The sequence below is a fragment of the Halorubrum sp. B53 genome, from assembly GCF_059752395.1.
Genome location: NZ_MWTH01000003.1, coordinates 92,880 through 108,680, shown reverse-complemented (window position 1 = coordinate 108,680; position 15,801 = coordinate 92,880). Strand labels below are relative to the sequence as shown.

The 15,801-nt window shown below is 70.7% G+C and carries 15 protein-coding genes; 8 read left to right on the top strand and 7 right to left on the bottom strand.

Annotated elements, in window-relative coordinates; genetic code table 11:
* Window position 1: 1 nt before the first annotated feature.
* The 3 genes from B4V06_RS01905 to B4V06_RS01895 all read right to left on the bottom strand — a co-directional run bounded on the left by B4V06_RS01905 (window position 2) and on the right by B4V06_RS01895 (window position 3,353).
* Window positions 2-877 (bottom strand): electron transfer flavoprotein subunit beta/FixA family protein, encoded by an 876-nt coding sequence (locus B4V06_RS01905; RefSeq protein WP_123113181.1) that lies wholly within the window; start codon window positions 875-877, stop codon window positions 2-4.
* Between the two features lie 224 nt (window positions 878-1,101).
* Window positions 1,102-1,431 (bottom strand): 4Fe-4S dicluster domain-containing protein, encoded by a 330-nt coding sequence (locus tag B4V06_RS01900; protein ID WP_123113182.1) that lies wholly within the window; start codon window positions 1,429-1,431, stop codon window positions 1,102-1,104.
* A 161-nt stretch (window positions 1,432-1,592) separates the two neighbouring features.
* The gene (locus tag B4V06_RS01895) at window positions 1,593-3,353 is read right to left on the bottom strand and encodes a glutamate--tRNA ligase (RefSeq protein ID WP_498167047.1); all 1,761 of its coding nucleotides are present in this window, start codon (window positions 3,351-3,353) and stop codon (window positions 1,593-1,595) included.
* Window positions 3,354-3,732: 379 nt separating this feature from the next.
* Here B4V06_RS01895 and B4V06_RS01890 point away from each other — a divergent pair, with 379 nt between their 5' ends.
* The gene (locus B4V06_RS01890; RefSeq protein WP_123113184.1) at window positions 3,733-3,960 is read left to right on the top strand and encodes a DUF8527 family protein; all 228 of its coding nucleotides are present in this window, start codon (window positions 3,733-3,735) and stop codon (window positions 3,958-3,960) included.
* A 41-nt stretch (window positions 3,961-4,001) separates the two neighbouring features.
* On the opposite strand, the gene surE is transcribed toward B4V06_RS01890, so the two are convergent.
* Window positions 4,002-4,907 carry a 5'/3'-nucleotidase SurE gene (gene surE, locus B4V06_RS01885; protein WP_498167045.1) on the bottom strand — a complete coding sequence of 302 codons (906 nt, stop codon included), beginning with the start codon at window positions 4,905-4,907 and terminating at the stop codon, window positions 4,002-4,004.
* 205 nt (window positions 4,908-5,112) lie between these two features.
* Entirely contained in the window at window positions 5,113-6,174 is a 1,062-nt protein-coding gene (gene carA / locus B4V06_RS01880) for a glutamine-hydrolyzing carbamoyl-phosphate synthase small subunit (protein ID WP_123113186.1), read from the bottom strand.
* 96 nt (window positions 6,175-6,270) lie between these two features.
* Here carA and B4V06_RS01875 point away from each other — a divergent pair, with 96 nt between their 5' ends.
* Window positions 6,271-6,684, top strand: coding sequence for an Lrp/AsnC family transcriptional regulator (locus tag B4V06_RS01875; protein ID WP_123113187.1), 414 nt, complete (start codon window positions 6,271-6,273; stop codon window positions 6,682-6,684).
* Between the two features lie 104 nt (window positions 6,685-6,788).
* On the opposite strand, the gene dpsA is transcribed toward B4V06_RS01875, so the two are convergent.
* Window positions 6,789-7,337: a DNA starvation/stationary phase protection protein DpsA gene (gene dpsA / locus B4V06_RS01870; RefSeq protein WP_498167041.1), complete on the bottom strand. Its 549-nt coding sequence runs from the start codon at window positions 7,335-7,337 to the stop codon at window positions 6,789-6,791.
* Window positions 7,338-7,585: 248 nt separating this feature from the next.
* Between dpsA and B4V06_RS01865 the strand changes: the two genes are divergently transcribed.
* Entirely contained in the window at window positions 7,586-9,076 is a 1,491-nt protein-coding gene (locus tag B4V06_RS01865; RefSeq protein WP_498167039.1) for a HEAT repeat domain-containing protein, read from the top strand.
* Window positions 9,077-9,142: 66 nt separating this feature from the next.
* On the top strand, window positions 9,143-10,867 hold the full coding sequence (locus tag B4V06_RS01860; RefSeq protein WP_123113190.1) for a phospholipase D-like domain-containing protein: 1,725 nt from the start codon (window positions 9,143-9,145) through the stop codon (window positions 10,865-10,867).
* Between the two features lie 27 nt (window positions 10,868-10,894).
* Here B4V06_RS01860 and han read toward each other — a convergent pair whose 3' ends face one another.
* A complete protein-coding gene (gene han, locus B4V06_RS01855; RefSeq protein WP_123113191.1) occupies window positions 10,895-12,841 on the bottom strand; it encodes a Hef-associated nuclease in 1,947 nt (648 codons plus the stop codon).
* Window positions 12,842-12,972: 131 nt separating this feature from the next.
* Between han and B4V06_RS01850 the strand changes: the two genes are divergently transcribed.
* The 4 genes from B4V06_RS01850 (at window position 12,973) to B4V06_RS01835 (ending at window position 15,798) form a co-directional block, all read left to right on the top strand.
* Window positions 12,973-13,494, top strand: coding sequence for a Mov34/MPN/PAD-1 family protein (locus B4V06_RS01850; protein WP_498167035.1), 522 nt, complete (start codon window positions 12,973-12,975; stop codon window positions 13,492-13,494).
* Window positions 13,491-14,012, top strand: a complete 522-nt coding sequence (locus tag B4V06_RS01845) for an FAD synthase family protein (RefSeq protein WP_498167029.1) — start codon at window positions 13,491-13,493, stop codon at window positions 14,010-14,012. The genes B4V06_RS01850 and B4V06_RS01845 overlap by 4 nt, the downstream gene beginning before the upstream one ends.
* Window positions 14,013-14,090: 78 nt before the next feature.
* The gene (locus B4V06_RS01840) at window positions 14,091-15,494 is read left to right on the top strand and encodes a heme o synthase (RefSeq protein ID WP_498167027.1); all 1,404 of its coding nucleotides are present in this window, start codon (window positions 14,091-14,093) and stop codon (window positions 15,492-15,494) included.
* A 61-nt stretch (window positions 15,495-15,555) separates the two neighbouring features.
* The gene (locus B4V06_RS01835; RefSeq protein WP_123113194.1) at window positions 15,556-15,798 is read left to right on the top strand and encodes an Rdx family protein; all 243 of its coding nucleotides are present in this window, start codon (window positions 15,556-15,558) and stop codon (window positions 15,796-15,798) included.
* Window positions 15,799-15,801: the final 3 nt, after the last annotated feature.

The following is a 15,801-nucleotide window of genomic DNA, read 5'->3' as shown; positions in this document are numbered from 1 at the left end:
GTCAGTCACCCCCCGCGAACGGCGCCAGTTCGTCCACGACCGCGTCCATTCCGTCGGCGTCGTCCGGGGAGACTACCGTCGCCTCGCGCTCCGACGGCTCCTGCGCGATCGGGTCCACGCCCGCGACGATCGTCGGCGACCCGTCGAGCCCGATGAAGTCCGGGTCAAGGTTGAGATCCTCGTGGTTCCACGTCGTGAGGTGCTCCTCGTACTCCGCCGCGCGCTCCGTCGTCTCCTCGCGGAGGTCCTTATACCGGAGCTGGTGGGCCGCCTTCCGGTAGCTCGGCTCGAACTCCGGGTCGGTGACGACCAGCGCCGGGAAGTCGGTCTCGACGGTCTCGATCTCCGCCACGTCGCCCTTGACCAGCCGCTTCGCGCGGAGCGTCTCCTCCTCCGGGTCGACGTCGAGCGCGACCACGTGAGTCACGAGCGACCGGTCGGGCAGCGCGTCGTTCATGTGGTGACACCAGGTCGTCTGCGGGCCGGTGTGCCCCGTCTCCCCGTCGGCCGTCTTAAATCCCGCAACGATCAGGTCCGGCTCGGGGTCGAGCTTCGAGAGCCCCGTCGCGACGGTGATCGACGTGGCCCAGGTGTCGGCCGCGGCCATCTCTCGATCGGAGAGGAGATAGAGATCGTCGGCGTACACCTCTCGCATACCTTCTTGCAGCACCTCCTCGTACCCCGGCGGCCCCATGCTCAGCAGGGAGACGGTTCCGCCGTGGCGTACCTTTTCCTGCAGCGCCGCCCGCAACGCGACCTTGTCGTTCGGGTTCATGACCGTGGGCGTCTTTCCGCGCTCCAGGTGACCGTCCTCGTCGAACGCCACCTTTCCCTCGCGGAAGTCTGGGACGCCTTTTGTCAGGACAACTGTGTGCATCGTTGGTATTCCTCAGCCGACGATTATCACGATTCCTAATAGTCCTTTGTGCGAGGTTACACGATCGGACGGGACCGGACGCGACCGCGCGGTACCGGAAAATCTCCGCAGGAACGTATCGTTTCGAGGGGAAACCGCGGAAAGTCCGTTGCGAACGCCCGAACTCGAAGTTTCAACCGGCGAGGAGGAGGCCGTTGCAGGTTACCGACGGAGCGGATGGCGTCTCAGATGCGGCCGGCCCGGCCGGGGTCGACGTCGATCGCGTCGACCGGGCACACGTCGACGCAGAGCATACAGTCGATACACTGGTCCTCGTTGGTGGGGTTCGCCTTGATCTCGCTTTCGGGGTGGCCGGGCGTGTCGACCCACTCGAACACGTCGACCGGGCAGTCCTCCAGACACGCGCCGTCGGCCAGGCAGATGTCGAAGTCGACGGCGACGTGGGTGCCGCGGATACCGAGCTCTTCCGGCGAGTCGACCGGGCCCCACACCGCCACGCCGTTCTCCTCACCGACCTGTTCGCGGGTCTCCTCGAAGTTCGGGTCGATGGTCATGTATACACGGACACTCCGCTGCTCGGCATATAAATCCGGCGACGGGACGGGAGACGCCGCTGAACGGTCGAAAACGACGGGCCGGGTCGTCGGAGGCCGACGTACGGGACGACGGCGACCGGGCTACCCGTCGGTCGGCGGGCGGACCGGCCCGAGGCGGCTCACGGGTGCGCGTAGTAGGCGACGAGGTCCTCCTCGCCGGTCGGTCCGTACGCCTCGCCCGTCGGCTCGGGGGCGAAGTCGTCGAGGCGGACGAACCCGACGCGCTCGAACTGGACCACGTCGTCGACGGCGGCGTCCGCGATCGCGGGCTCGGCGAACCCGCGCACGTCGCCCTCGATCGTGCGCATGAGCGTCTCCAAGCTCTCGTCCGCGGGGACCCAGTGAACCACGTCGACGTCGCCCTCGCGGACGACCTCGATGTCGTCGCCGACGTACTGGAACGCGTTCCGGGTGTATCGGACGCAGCCGAACCCCTTGAGCCAGACGCGGTCGCCGCGTCCCGGGAGGTCGGACTCCTCGATCAGCACGCGCCCGGCGGGGACCGTGCGGGTGCCGCGCTCTTCGTGATCGGGATGCAGCGGCGGGTGTCCGGCCTCGGGGCCGCCGACCACGTCGAGTCCGACCGCGGGGTCGTCGTCGCGGTCGCGCACGAGGAAGTACCGGTCCGCGTCGTCGTCGACCAGGTCGCGGTTGTTCGCGTACACCGACGACATCGCGAGGTCGACGTCGGAGGTGGACATCCCCAGCGCCGTCATCGAGTCGACGAGGGCCTGCCCCCGGATGCCGCGGCGGCGCATCGACCGGATCGTCGGCGCGCGCGGGTCGTCCCAGCCGGTCAACTCGCCGTCCTCGATGAGTTTTTTGATCGTCGACGTGGAGAGCGTCACGTCGTACTCGTCGACCTGCACGTGGCCCCAGTGGAGCACCTCGGGGTACTCCCAGTCGAAGTAGTCGTAGACGAACCGCTGGCGCTTCGCGGAGTCCTGGAGGTCGATGCCGCGGATGATGTGGGTGACGCCCGTGAGGTGGTCGTCGACGCCCGACTGGAAATCGAGCATGGGCCAGCACCGGTAGTCGGCCGCCGACTCCCGCGGGTGCGGCGTGTCGATCATCCGGAACGCGACCCAGTCGCGCAGCGCCGGGTTCTTGTGGTCGATATCGGTGCGCACGCGGAGCACCATCTCGCCGGCGTCGTACTCGCCGTCGACCATCGCCGAAAACTCCTCGTGGACCGTCTCGCGGTCCTTCTCGCGGTGCGGGCACGCCTCGGCGTCGTTCTTGAGCGCGGAGAACTCCTCGCCGGAACACGAGCAGGTGTACGCGCCGCCGGCGTCGATGAGGTCGCGGGCGTGCTCGTAGTAGGTGTCGAGCCGGTCGGAGGCCTTCAGCACGCGGTCGGCCTCGAAGCCGAGGTACTCGATGTCCTCCAAGATGGCGTCGTACGCGTCCAAGTCGGGTCGCTTCGTCTCGGGGTCGGTGTCGTCGAACCGGCAGATGAACTCGCCGTCGTACCGCTCCTGGTACGTCCCGATCACCGCGGGCATCCGGGCGTGGCCGACGTGCCACGGGCCGTTGGGGTTCGGCGCGGCGCGCATCACGACCTCGCCCGGCTCGGCGTTCGGGAGGTCGGGGAGGACGCGGTCGTCCTCCTCGTCTTCGGCCTCCAGCTCCGCGAGCTTGTCGGGCGCGAGCTCGGCGAGCCGGTCGCGGCGCTCGGCCTCGTCCATGTCGGCGATCCGGTTCACGACCGGCGCGACGACCCCCGGGATCTCGTCGCCGTGCGGTCGAAAATCGGGGTTCTCGCCCATGAGCGGGCCCATGATGGCGCCCACGTCAGGGTCGCTGCCGTGTTTGAGCGCGTTGAACAGCGCGGCGGCCTCGCCGGCCGCCTCGACGCGCTCGCGGAGTTCGTCGTCCATGCCCGTCGGTTGGCGGGGTCGGCTCAAAAGCGCCGCGGAACGGCGGCCTGCGGGAGGCTGCCGAGGAGGGACGCCCAGAGAAACGGCGTCGGAGGGACGGCCGCGGCGGGGGCCGCGGAGGGGGAGTCCGCGGGTAGGGGCGTCAGGAACCAGCGCCCGGACGGACTTAAACGACCGAGACCATTCACGGCCCGAACGGGGCGATTTCGGACCGAGCGGGCCGTGAACGGTCGATACGCTTATCAACAACGGACAGGTTAAGATGTCGAATAGTCGTGGTTCGCCGGCTTGATATCGGGTCGCGCCGTGGGTGAGGCATGGACACGAGAGCGGCCCGACGCGCCCCCCTATCGGCGGAGGGATCGGCGTGGTAGGACCCATGTCGGACGCGGAGCGCGACGCGGGGAACCGCAAGATCAAGGCCGGCGTCCTCCTGCTCGTGGCCGTCTCGCCGCCGCTCATCGCCCTCCAGTGGGGAGCGACGCCGGTGGAACTGCTCGCCGCCCTCGGCGCCGGGATCGTGTTGGGAGCGCTGCTCGTGTGGTACCTCGGCCGCCTCGCCGACGAGTTCACCGGCGGGTCGCAGCGGCCGGGTCGGCGACGATAGGGACCGGGTCGGCGACAACAGCGCCCGGGTCGCGCCTGCGCTCAGTCCCCGTCCGCTCGCGGGAGTTTCTCGCCGCCGACGACCTCGCCCGCGCGGTCGCCGGCGACTGACCGCGACGACGACAGCGGCGAGACGCTCACCTCGCCCTCCACGGCCGCGAGCCGGTCGGACCCCGCGTCGTCGGCGACGTCCCCGCGGAGGAACTCCCGCCAGAAGCGGTCGCGGAGCTCCATTCCCATCTCGCCGCGCCGCTCGCCGAACTCCCATCCCTCGGGGACGTTCTCGTCGTTCGGACCCTCCTCGCCCGGTCGGAACTCGATCACGTCGAAGCCGCGCGCGGGCTCCGTCAGCCGATAGGTCGGGTCGCTCGCGGTCTCGTCGTCCGCGGCCGGCGCGTTAACGTTCAGCACGTCGGCGCCGAACGGGAGGGTCAGCCCTCCCGTGTCCCCGTCGCCGCCCGCTTCCGTCCCGTCCTCCGCGCGGTCGAGGAGGTCGAGCGTCGCCTCGGCGGCGAGCGCGAAGTCGCCGGCGTCGAGGGTCGGTGGCACGGGGAGGTTCCCGCGGTCGTACAGCGAGACGGCGATCGCGGGCGTCCCGAGGAACGCGGCCTCCATCGCGGCGCCGACCGTCCCGGACTGCCCGAGGATGTGCGCGCCGATGTTCGGCCCGTGGTTGCAGCCGGAGACGACGACGTCCGGGTCGAGCCCGAGCGCCACCTCGGCGACGGCGACGCAGTCGGCGGGCGTGCCCTCGACCGCGTAGCCGGCGTCCGTCTCCGCGTACTCCACGGTGGTGTCCCACCACGACCGGGCGCCGCCGACCCCGGACTGGTTCTGCTTCGGCGCGACGACGGTCACGTCGTGCTCGCGGGAGAGGGCGTCCGAGAGCGCCCGGATCCCGACGGCGTCGATCCCGTCGTCGTTGGTGAGGAGGATCTCGCGGGTCATGGAGGACACTGCGGCGGGCCGAGTCAAAACGTCGCCGGTAGCGGGCGAACGCGGTGGCAGAGAGAGGGATGAAAACGGGGATCCGACGCGGGAACCGGCAGGCGTCGGGCGGGTGGTACTCCGGGGGCGGTCAGCGGAGGAAACGGCGGGCGGGGTCGTCTCCGGTCTCGAACCGACGAGCGCGGCCGCGGTCGGTCGGCGACGGTCAGTCGGCGGCGACGTGCGGGGTCGCCTCCGCGAGATCGAGCACCTCGTCGAAGAAGCCGAGCGAGTCGTGCGGCCCGGGGTTCGCCTCGGGGTGGTACTGGCGGGTGATGACGTCGAGCTCCTCGCTGTCGAGCCCCTCGACGGTGTCGTCGTTGACGTTCACCTGCGTCACCTCGAGCGGACCGGTGTCGTCGACCGTGTAGCCGTGGTTCTGCGTCGTCATCACGACCCGCTCGCTGCGGAGGTCCCTGACGGGCTGGTTGACGCCACGGTGGCCGAACGCCATCTTCTCGGTCGAGCCGCCGAGCGCGCTCGTGATCACCTGCTGGCCGAGACAGATGCCGGCCATCGGCAGCTCGCCGGCGAAGGCGTCGACGACCTCCTGGGCGGCGACGAAGTTCTCCGGGTCGCCCGGGCCGTTCGAGACGAAGAGGACGTCGGGATCGATCTCGGCGACGTCCTCGGGGGTCGCGTCGTACGGGAGGACGTGGACGTCCGCGCCGCGCTCGGTGAGCGAGGAGATGATCGAGCCCTTCGCGCCGCAGTCGAGCATCGCGACGTCGGCGACGCCGCCGCCCTCGTGGACGGTCGGTTCCGTCACAGACACCTGCGCGCCGATGTCGACGTGGTCGCTCATCGGCTCGCACGCCTCCATCTCCGCGACCGCGTCCTCGGGGGTCACGTCCGGGCCGGCGGCGATCCCGCAGGCCATCGCGCCCTCCTCGCGGACGGTGGTGACGATCTCGCGGGTGTCGACGTGGTCGACGGCCGGGATCTCCTCGTCGGTGAGCCACTCGGCGACGTCGTCGGTCAGCTCGCGGGCGATCGCCGCGTTCGGCTGGACCGACTCGGACTCGAACCGCTCGCTTCGGACGCCGTAGTTCCCGATCAGGGGGTACGAGAAGGTGAGGATCTGTTCGGCGTAGGAGGGGTCGGTGAGCGACTCCTCGTAGCCGGTGTACGCGGTCGTGAACACCAGTTCGCCGCGGGTGCGCCCCGGCGCACGAGCGCGCGCTTCGAGCACGCGTCCGTCGGCCAGCGCGATATAGGCGTCCGACATTACGAGAAACGTACGTGCAGTAGGTAATAAATGCGTCGTTCGTAGCTTCGTTACGATATTCGTAACGAGTAAGTCGCCGGGGCGAGTGAATCGAGTATGGACGACCTCGACCGCCGGATCCTCTCGATCCTGCGCCGGGACGCGCGAACTCCCTACACGGAGATCGCGGACCGGGTCGGCACCTCGGAGGGAACCGTGCGCAACCGCGTCGACCGCATGACCGAGGAGGGGATCATCGAGCGGTTCACCGTCACGACCCGCACCGGCAACGTGAAGGCGATGATCGAGATCTCGGTGGAGATGAACGTGGACACCGCCGCCGTCGGCGACCGGATGGTCGAGTGGGAGGAGGTGGACTTCGTCTGGCAGGTGTCCGGCGAGGACGACATCGTGCTCGTCGTCGACGCCGTCGACACGCGCGCCGTCAACGAGCTGATCTCGCAGGCCCGCGAGATGGACGAGGTGAAGTCGACGAAAACGCGGCTCATCCTGAACGAGCGGCTCGGCTAAGGCGATCGGTTGGACGGTCAGCGCCGCCGCTAGCGGGTCGAAATAGCGGGAGAATTCGAGAGCGCGGCGCGCGCCCTATCGGCCGGAAGACGGTCGCGGCGCGTCTACTCGAGCGTACCCTGGGTGACGAGGGTGTCGTCCTCCAGGTAGTGCTCGAGGTGGTGACCGTGCTCCTCGACGTCCATGAGGACCTCGCGGAGCTGTTCCTCGGTGTTGTAGTCGCCGAGGTTGTTGGCGAGCTGGATGTGCTCGCGGAGCATCTCCGTGATGTCGCCGAAGATCTCCAGATCGTTCTCCAGCCCCGTCCGGATGTCGTAGGCGTCGGCGTCCTCCGGACTCACCGGCGCGTGCTCCTCGTAGTTCGCGCCGCCCGATAGCGGCACGCCGCCGAGCGCCTGCGCGCGCTCGGCGATCACGTCGGCGCCCTCCTCGAGGTCGGCCGCGACCTCGCCGAGGTAGACGTGGATGTCGTGGAACTCGGCGCCCTCGACGAGCCAGTGGTGCTTTTTCACCTGGTGGTAGAGGACGTACGTCGCCGCAAGATCGGTGTTGAGCGCGTCGACGAGCTGTTCGGCCTTCTCCTCGGGGACGCGGAGCGCTTCGCTCTCGTGGACGTCGCCGTAGCGTTGTCGAGCCTCTTTCTGGGTACTCATGTCTACCTCTAGATACGCGCGCGGGTCACTTAACTGTTTTCACGAAGATAATCAGATTTCTAAATAACAAAAATTATTTTTGCAGATTGCACACCGACTCGACGAGTCCGCACCGATCTGCGATCGCGTCTCTGTCGAGCGTCGCGAGCGGACCCCCGCTCGCCGCGGATATAGACGGCTTAAAAAACGGATCCAGCATCGCCGCGAAGGGAAACGTCTTAATGGACTACGCGCGCAGTTCGTGGTATATGAGCAACGGCGACGACGACCCGGCCGACGCCTCCGAGGAGGCCGACGCCGCAGACGACGCGGAGGAAGAGGCCGGCGCCGGCGAGTCGACGGACGCGGCCGCCGCGCCCACGCTTCCCGACGAAGCGACCGAGGAGTCCTTAAACGAGTACCTCGACGAGATCTCGACGCTCCTCGACGACGCCGAGACCGAGGCGGACCTCGACGACGTCGACGCGCTCCTCGACGACGCCGAGTCGGGGATCGAGGAGGCCGACCTCCCCGAGCCCGACGAGGACGACGAGGACGCCGACGACCCCCGCAGCGACCTCGAGGACCGCGTCGCGGAGCTTCGCGAGGGCGTCGAGGCGGCGCGCGGCCCCTACGCGGAGGACGTCGTCGACGCGATCGAGAGCGCCGGGGCGACGCTCGAGGAGACCGAGTGGACGGCAGCCGGGATCGACGACGCCGCCGACGCGGTGACCGACTTCGTCGAGGCGGCCGCGGACGCCGTCGACGACGGGGTGGACGCGGACGAGATCGAGACGGACCCCGCCGCCGTCGACGCCTCGGCCGACGCGGCGGCCGACGGCGAGAGCGACGACGCCGACGCGGATGACGCCGACACGAATGAGGCCGGCGAACCGACCTCCGAAGACGACCGCGTCGCAGCCCTCGTCTCCGCCCTCGACGCCGTCGCGGCCGGCGTCGCTGACGCGGACCTCGACCCCGACGGCGACGCGGAGACGATCGCCCCCCTCATCGAGGCGACGGACGAGCTTGAGGCGGGGCTCGACGACGCCGAGGAGTGGGACGACCTCGAGACCCACGAGCAGCTCCGCGCGGAGGGGTACTACGACGTGCTCGGCCACTACAAGGACTACCCGGTCGAGTGGTCGGCGCTGAAAGAGCACGAGGCGCGCGGCAACGTCGACATGGTCCTGCTCGCGCTCGACTCGCTCACCTCCGACTTCATGGAGCGGCACTGCCTCGAGGCGCTCGAACGCATGGGCAAGCGCGGGAAGACCGAGGCGTCGGTGGAGGAACTGCTCGGCCGCGCCGAGAAGCGCGACCAGTTCGCGATCCGCATCCTCGGGAAGATGGCCGCCGACGAGGCGACGGAGACCCTCGTCGAGTACGTCCCGGAGGAGTCGAACCCCCAGCTCCAGAAGGCGACGTTCAAGTCGCTCGGCGAGATCGGCGCGAGCGAGGCGGTCCAGCCGCTCGCGGACGCGCTCGTCGACGACGACACCGAGGAGCTCGTGCGTCCCCACGCGGCTCGCGCGCTCGGGCTCATCGGCGACGCCCGCGCGGTCGACCCGCTCGCGGACGTGCTCGCCGGCGACGGCTCGGACGACGTGCGCGCCGCGGCCGGCTGGGCGCTCCGCCAGATCGGCACCCGCGACGCCCTCGAAACCGTCGCCGAGTACGCCGACGAGCGGTCGTTCATTATCTCGACCGAGGGCGAGAAGGCCAAGCGCTCGCTCGACGCCGCGTCGGCGACCGCCTGACACGTCGGCCTGACCGTCGGGTGAACTGCCCGGTTCTTTTTATCAGATACCGCGGGCAGCCCCGGTGTGTCGTCCGCATCGTCTCGTCCCGCACGCGACTCGAACGCGAGCGTCGCCGTCGCGCTCGGGCTGCTCGTCCTGACGGCCGCCGCGCCGGTCGCGGCGGCGGACGCCGGGAACCACTCGGTGGCCGTCACCGATCGAGCGAGCGGCGCACCGGAGAACCGGACCCTCGTTGCTGAGCAGCCGCGGATCCTCGAGCTGTTCCCGAACCCAACGGCGTCGGAGAACCGCGGCGAGTACCTCGTCGTCCGGCTCCCCGAGCGCGGGAACTGGTCGCTCTCGGACGGCTACCACGAGGCGGCGATCCCGGCGAACGCGAGCGGCGTCGTCGCGCTTTCGATGGACCCCGCGAACACGACGCCGCTGCTCGACGACGAGAGCGCGGTCGGCGTTCACGGCGCCCACGACGACGGCGCCGGCACCCCCGAGCTCCGCGCGCTCGACGGCTACTTCCCGCTCGCCGCGTCCGGCGACCGGATCGCGCTCCGGCGGAACGGGACGGCGGTCGCCGTGGTCGACTACGACCGCGCGCCGGAGGGCCACCGCTGGCGCGCGGACTGGGGCGAGTGGCGGCCGCGCGGCTACGACGCACGGTCCGCGGCCCGCACGCCCAACGCGACCGTGCGCCCGTTCGTGCTCCCGGACAGTCCGGGCATGCCGATCGAGCCGCTTCGCGGGGCGGAAGACCGGCTGCTGCTCGCCGGCTACACGCTGGGCTCCGAGCGCGTCGCCGACCTCCTCGTCGCCGCCGCCGAGCGCGGCGTCGAGGTGCGCGTCCTCGTCGAGGGGTCGCCCGTCGGCGGGTTCTCCGCGCGGAGCGCGCGGCTCCTCGACCGGGTCGCCGCCGCCGGCGTCGAGGTGCGCGTCCTCGACGGCGACCCCGAGCGGTTCCGCTTCCACCACGCGAAGTACGCCGTCGCCGACGACCGCGCGGTCGTCCTCACGGAGAACTGGAAGCCGTCGGGCACCGGCGGCCGAACCAACCGGGGGTGGGGCGTCGTCACCGGGACGCCCCGGTCTGCGCCCGCCGGCGAGACGACCGCCGACGACCTCGCCGCGCTGTTCCGCGCCGATGCCGCGGCGGCCGATGCCCGGTCGTGGGAGGCGTTTCGCACGGCGGCCGAGTTCCACGACGGTGGCACGGCGAACGGGAGCTACCCGGCGCGGTTCGAGGCCCCTCCGCCGACGACGGCTGACGTCGAACTCCTGACGGCCCCCGGGAACGGCGCAGACCGCTTGGTCGAGCGGATCGACACCGCGGACGACCGCGTGCTGGCGCTCGTCCCGCGGACCGGCGGCCCGGACAATCGGCTCGTCCGCGCGCTCCGGCGGGCCGCCGACCGCGGCGTCGACGTTCACCTGTTGCTGTCGAACGCGTGGTACGACCGGGAGGAGAACCGCGCGCTCGTCGAGGCGCTCGCGGACGAGCCGGTCGAGGTCGCCGTCGCGGAGCCGCGCGGCCGGTACGGGAAGGTCCACGCCAAGGGCGTCGTCGTCGACGACGCGGCGATCGTCGGGAGCCTCAACTGGAATCGGGGCGCCGCGACGGAGAACCGAGAGGTGTTGCTCGCGATAGAAGACGAGGCGGTCGCCGACTTCTACGCTCGCGCGTACGCGGCCGACTGGCGCGGCGGCGGGGTCCATCTGCCGGTCGGACTCGTGGGCGGTCTCGGGGCCGCGGTCGCGGGCGCCGGCGTCGTCGCGCGGCGGGAAGTAGAATTCGCGTGAGCTCCCGAAAAACTCCGGGGGACCGCGTCAGTCGTCGAGCGCGGCCGTCGACGAGAGCGCCTCGTCGATCTCCGCCTCGGCCATCTTCTCGACGAGTGTCTCGATGACGGCGCTCCGGCGGCCCTTCACGAACTTGATCGAGCCGACGACGAGGTGGCCGCCGCCGGAGACGCCCGCCTCCGGGAGCTCCTCGTTCAGCTCGGTCACCATGTTCGGGATGTCGAGGCGGACCCCGTCGGACCGGAGCACGCAGAAGTCCGGCCCGTAGCCGATCGTGATGACGGGGTCGCCCGTCTCCGTGACGCGGGTGTCGTGGAGCTCGCCGGTCGTCTTCCCGGGCGCCGGGTAGGTAAACCGGTGGGCGTACTCGTCGAGGTCGATGCGGTAGAGGTGCGCGCCGGAGGCGAGCCGCTCGTGCTCGACGTGGTCGTCGAGCGCGTCGAGCTGGCGGTCGACGTCGCGCTCGGCGCGCTCGGAGAGGAACTCGACCAGCTCCTCGTGGCGCCCTTCGTCGTCGCAGCCGACGTTGAGGGCGTCGTTGACCAGCGTCTTCCCCTCGGAGTAGCGCAGCCAGTGGGCGGCGTAGTCGAGCGCCTCGCCGATGTCGAGCAGGTCGGACTCGTCGTACCCGGCGTCCTCGGCGAGCGCGACGTAGTCGTCCATCGCCTCCGCCTTCGAGCGGTCGGAGAGCCCGGCCACCGCGGGGACGTGTTCGAGCTCCTCGGTGATCGAGGGGTCGATCAGCCGGGCGAGTTCGACACACATCATCCCCGTCGTGACCCGGTAGTCCTCGCCGTGGAGGTACGGGTTGACGTGCGCGTCGAGCAGCGGCTCAACGGCCTCGGGGTCGGGGTGGTGGTGGTCGACGACGGAGATCGGGATGTCGTAGTGTGCGAGGTTCTCGTAGGCGGGGACGTCCTCCTCGGTCGACCCGTTGTCGAGCATCAGGAGGAAGGGGAGCTTCTGGCCGTGGCGGGCGCGCCCCTCCAGCGCGAAGTTCAGGTCGCGGGTGACGTCCTCCATCTCGTAGTACGGCGCCTTGCTCGGGAGCCGCTTGAACAGGTGTCGCGCCGCGTCGGGGTCCTCGTGGACGTCGGTCACGAAGTTCTCCAAGGCGAGCTGGACCGGGATCGCCGCGCACATCCCGTCGCCGTCGGCGTGGTGGCGGACGCGGATCGGGCGGCCGGCGAGCACGGTCCGGCGGAGCAGCCGGGCGAGTTCGCGGAGGTCCTCGTGGATCGGCTCGAACGCCTCCCACTCGACGAGGGGGTCGACGTCGGCGGGCGCGGCGCGCTCGTCGAGCGCGGCCTCGAACCGCTCGCGGGCCTCGGCGGCGCGCTCGTCGGGGAGCCGCCGCAGCGAGTCGACCTCCAGCTGGAGGGCGTTCTCGCGGGTCTCGACCGTTCCGCTGACGTGGACCATGTCGCCGACCGCGACCTCGGGGTACGCGCGGACGCCGGCCTCCTCGAAGGCCGCGCAGGAGACGACGCCGGAGGCGTCGGCGACGGCGAAGATCGTCGGGCCGCCGGTCTGTTTCGCCTGGACGACCTCGCCCTCGACGGTGACCTCGTCGCCCGGGGAGAGCCCGCGGACGCGGGAGACCGTCGGCTCGTGGGCGACCGTCTCGGTGCGGTAGTCGTCGGGGGCCTCGTCGTCGAACGCGACGTCGCCGTTCTCCTTCACTTCGGTCAGCCGGACGATCAGTCGGTCGCCGACCGCGTAGTCGCCGTCGATGTTCGACTCGTGGACGAGCCCCGAGAGGGCGTCGGAGACGTCGACGAAGACGCCGTAGTCGACGACGCCGTTGACCTCGGCGTGATACAGCGCGTCTATCTCGGCGTCCTCGAGGGTGCAGTCGGGTGCCAAGTCGTAGACGATCGGCCGGTCGTCGGCCGCCCCCTTCGCCGCGTCGGCGTCGGGTTCGGGGCTCGAATCGCCCCGCGTGCCGGAATCCCCGGCGGTGTTCTCGCTCATGGAAGGCCTTCGGGAACGGGCGGTGTTAAGCCTGTTCTCTCGCGTCTCTGCCCGTCTGGACGCGTTCGACCCGTGGACCCGCCGTCGTCCGGTCCGGAACCCCTATGGGGCGACGGCGCCTTCCGTCGCGTATGCGACTGTTCCGCTCGGACGAGCTCCTCGGGATCGCCCGAGAGACGATGGAGTTCGTCCTCGAGGCGAGCGAGGAGACCCACCCCAACGAGTACATGGGGTTCCTCCGCGCGGACGACGCCCGGAAGCTCGACGTCGACCGAGACGGGCAGGTGATCACCGACGTGCTCGTCATCCCGGGCACTGAGTCGAACCCGACGAGCGCCAGCGTGCGCACGCACATGAAGCCGAACGACATGCGCGCCGTCGGGTCGGTCCACTCGCACCCGAACGGGGCGCTCCGGCCGAGCGCGGCCGACCTCGCGACGTTCGGCCAGGGGCGGGTGCACATCATCGTCGGCGCCCCCTACGGGTGGGGCGACTGGAAGGCGTTCGACAACGAGGGGAACCAGACGACCCTCGACGTGCTCGACGTCGAGGTGCCCGACGAGCACTTCTTCGATTTCACGCAGGAGGACATCGACAGCGAGCTCGACACGGAGCGCCGCGACGGCGGCGGCTTCCTCTCGTGGTTCCGATGACCCGGGTCGTCGCGCAGGGGACGTTCGACCTGCTCCACCCCGGTCACGTCCACTACTTGGAGGACGCGGCGACGTACGGCGACGAGCTCCACGCCATCGTCGCCCGCCGCGACAACGTCACCCACAAGCCGGAGCCGATCCTCTGCGCGCGCCAGCGGCGCGACATGGTCGCCGCCCTCGAGGCGGTCGACGAGGCCCACCTCGGCGACCCGGAGGACGTGTTCGTCCCCATCGAGCGGCTCGACCCGGACGTGATCGTGTTGGGCTACGACCAGCACCACGACGAGGCGGGAATCGCCGAGTCGCTCGCGGCCCGGGACATCGACTGCCGCGTCGAGCGGGCGTCGGGACGGGAAGCCCGGTACGAGAACGAGCTGCTCTCCAGCGGCGACATCGTCGACCGGGTCCTCCGTCGACGCGGGGCGTCCGGCGAGGTCGACGACGGCTCGCGCGGGGCCGACGAGGACTCGAGCGGAGTTGACGACGCCGCGCCCGGCGATGCCGGCGAGCGGCGATAGCTCTGTCGCGTCGGCCGCGTTCGGCGCGGATCCGCCGAAGCGCGGGACATATATGGATCCGTTCCCAAGCGAGCGTCAGTGACGATACCCGACCGGTTCCCCGCGGTCCTCGCGGCGACGGCGATGGGCGTGTACCTCCTGCTCGTCGTCGGTGCCACGACCTCGCTCACCGAGGCGGCCGCCGCCTGCTCGGGCTGGCCGCTCTGCGGCGGGGGCGCCGCGCTCCCCGTCGAGACCGCCGGCTGGATAGCGCTCGGTCACCGAGCGATCGCCGCCGTCGTCGGCGTCCTCGTGGTCCTCTCGGTCGCCCTCGCGTGGCGCGACGGGGCGAGCCGTCGGGTCCGGGGCGCCCTCACGGCTGCCCTCCTGCTGTTCCCGGCCCAGGCGGGCGTCGGCGCGCTCGTCGCGGTCGGCGGGCTTCCCGCCTCGCTCGGTCCGGTCCACCTCCTGCTGGGCGTGACGATCTTCGGCGCCGTGCTCGCCGCGCTCGCGTGGTGGCTGGAGGCCGAGACCGGCGTCGCCGACGACGCTCCCGTGGACTTCCAGGCGGGGACGGACGACCTCCCGCCGGTCGACGAGGCGCCCGAGCCCGAGATCCCGACGGCGGCGGTGCCCCGGCTGAAGGCGACCGCGGCCGCCTACTTCCAACTGATGAAGCCCCGTCTGATGTGGCTCCTCTGCCTCGTCGCCGCCGCGGCGATGGCGCTCGCCGGCGGGCGGGGATTCACCCCGTACGTCGTGGCCGCGACGCTCGCGGGCGGCGCGCTCTCGATCGGCGCGTCGGGGACGTTCAACCACGTCTTCGAGCGCGACATCGACAAGCGGATGCAGCGGACCAACGACCGCCCGCTGGCGACAGACCTCGTCCCGGTGCGCAACGCGCTCGCGTTCGGACTGCTGCTGACGGCGGTCTCCCTCGGCCTCTTCTGGACGGTGAACCCGCTGACCGCGGGCCTCGGGCTGGTCGCGATCCTGTTCTACAGCGTCGTCTACACCCTCGTGTTGAAGCCGAACACGGTCCAGAACACCGTCATCGGCGGCGCGGCGGGCGCGCTGCCGGCGCTCATCGGCTGGGCGGCGGTGACCGGCGAGGTCGGCGGCGGCGGGCTGCTGCTCGCGCTGGTCATCTTCCTGTGGACGCCGGCGCACTTCTACAACCTCGCGCTGGCGTACAAGGACGACTACGAGCGCGGCGGCTTCCCGATGATGCCCGTCGTCCGCGGCGAGACGGCGACGCGCCGCCACATCGTCTGGTACCTCGGGGCGACGCTCGTCGCCGCGGTCGCGCTCGCGGTGGTCGCCGAGCCGCTCGGCGCGCTCTACGCCGCGGTCGGCGTCGCCCTCGGCGCGGTGTTCCTGTGGGCGGTCGTCCGGCTCCACTACGAGCAGACGGAGGCCGCGGCGTTCCGCGCGTTCCACGCGTCGAACGCCTACCTCGGTCTCCTGCTGTTCGCCGTCGTGTTCGACGCGCTCGTGGTCTGACGGGTGCGGCCCGGAGCCGGGCGGCGCGGAGTTAAAAGCGTTCGACTCGAAGTAACGCCACATGACCCGAGTGGAGGTCGAGTACTGCGTGCCGTGCGGCATGTTGAACCGCGCTCAGGACGTCTCGGAAGCCCTGCTCAAGCAGTTCGGCGAGGGGCTCGACGAGGTCGCGCTGGTGACGGGCGACGACGGCGTGTTCGTCGTCCGCGCGGACGGCGACGTCGTCTTCGACAAGACCGAAGACGAGTACGACGTCGACGCCATCGTGCGGGCCGTCAGGCCGTACGTCGGCGCCGCCGCGTGACCG

Coding starts and splice junctions, on each gene's coding strand:
- carA (WP_123113186.1), bottom strand. CDS start 6,174: ATGTCGGACGCCTATATCGCGCTGGCCGACGGACGCGTGCTCGAAGCG.
- B4V06_RS01900 (WP_123113182.1), bottom strand. CDS start 1,431: ATGACCATCGACCCGAACTTCGAGGAGACCCGCGAACAGGTCGGTGAG.
- han (WP_123113191.1), bottom strand. CDS start 12,841: ATGAGCGAGAACACCGCCGGGGATTCCGGCACGCGGGGCGATTCGAGC.
- surE (WP_498167045.1), bottom strand. CDS start 4,907: ATGACCCGCGAGATCCTCCTCACCAACGACGACGGGATCGACGCCGTC.
- B4V06_RS01865 (WP_498167039.1), top strand. CDS start 7,586: ATGAGCAACGGCGACGACGACCCGGCCGACGCCTCCGAGGAGGCCGAC.
- B4V06_RS01835 (WP_123113194.1), top strand. CDS start 15,556: ATGACCCGAGTGGAGGTCGAGTACTGCGTGCCGTGCGGCATGTTGAAC.
- B4V06_RS01895 (WP_498167047.1), bottom strand. CDS start 3,353: ATGGACGACGAACTCCGCGAGCGCGTCGAGGCGGCCGGCGAGGCCGCC.
- B4V06_RS01845 (WP_498167029.1), top strand. CDS start 13,491: ATGACCCGGGTCGTCGCGCAGGGGACGTTCGACCTGCTCCACCCCGGT.
- dpsA (WP_498167041.1), bottom strand. CDS start 7,337: ATGAGTACCCAGAAAGAGGCTCGACAACGCTACGGCGACGTCCACGAG.
- B4V06_RS01905 (WP_123113181.1), bottom strand. CDS start 877: ATGCACACAGTTGTCCTGACAAAAGGCGTCCCAGACTTCCGCGAGGGA.
- B4V06_RS01890 (WP_123113184.1), top strand. CDS start 3,733: ATGTCGGACGCGGAGCGCGACGCGGGGAACCGCAAGATCAAGGCCGGC.
- B4V06_RS01875 (WP_123113187.1), top strand. CDS start 6,271: ATGGACGACCTCGACCGCCGGATCCTCTCGATCCTGCGCCGGGACGCG.
- B4V06_RS01850 (WP_498167035.1), top strand. CDS start 12,973: ATGCGACTGTTCCGCTCGGACGAGCTCCTCGGGATCGCCCGAGAGACG.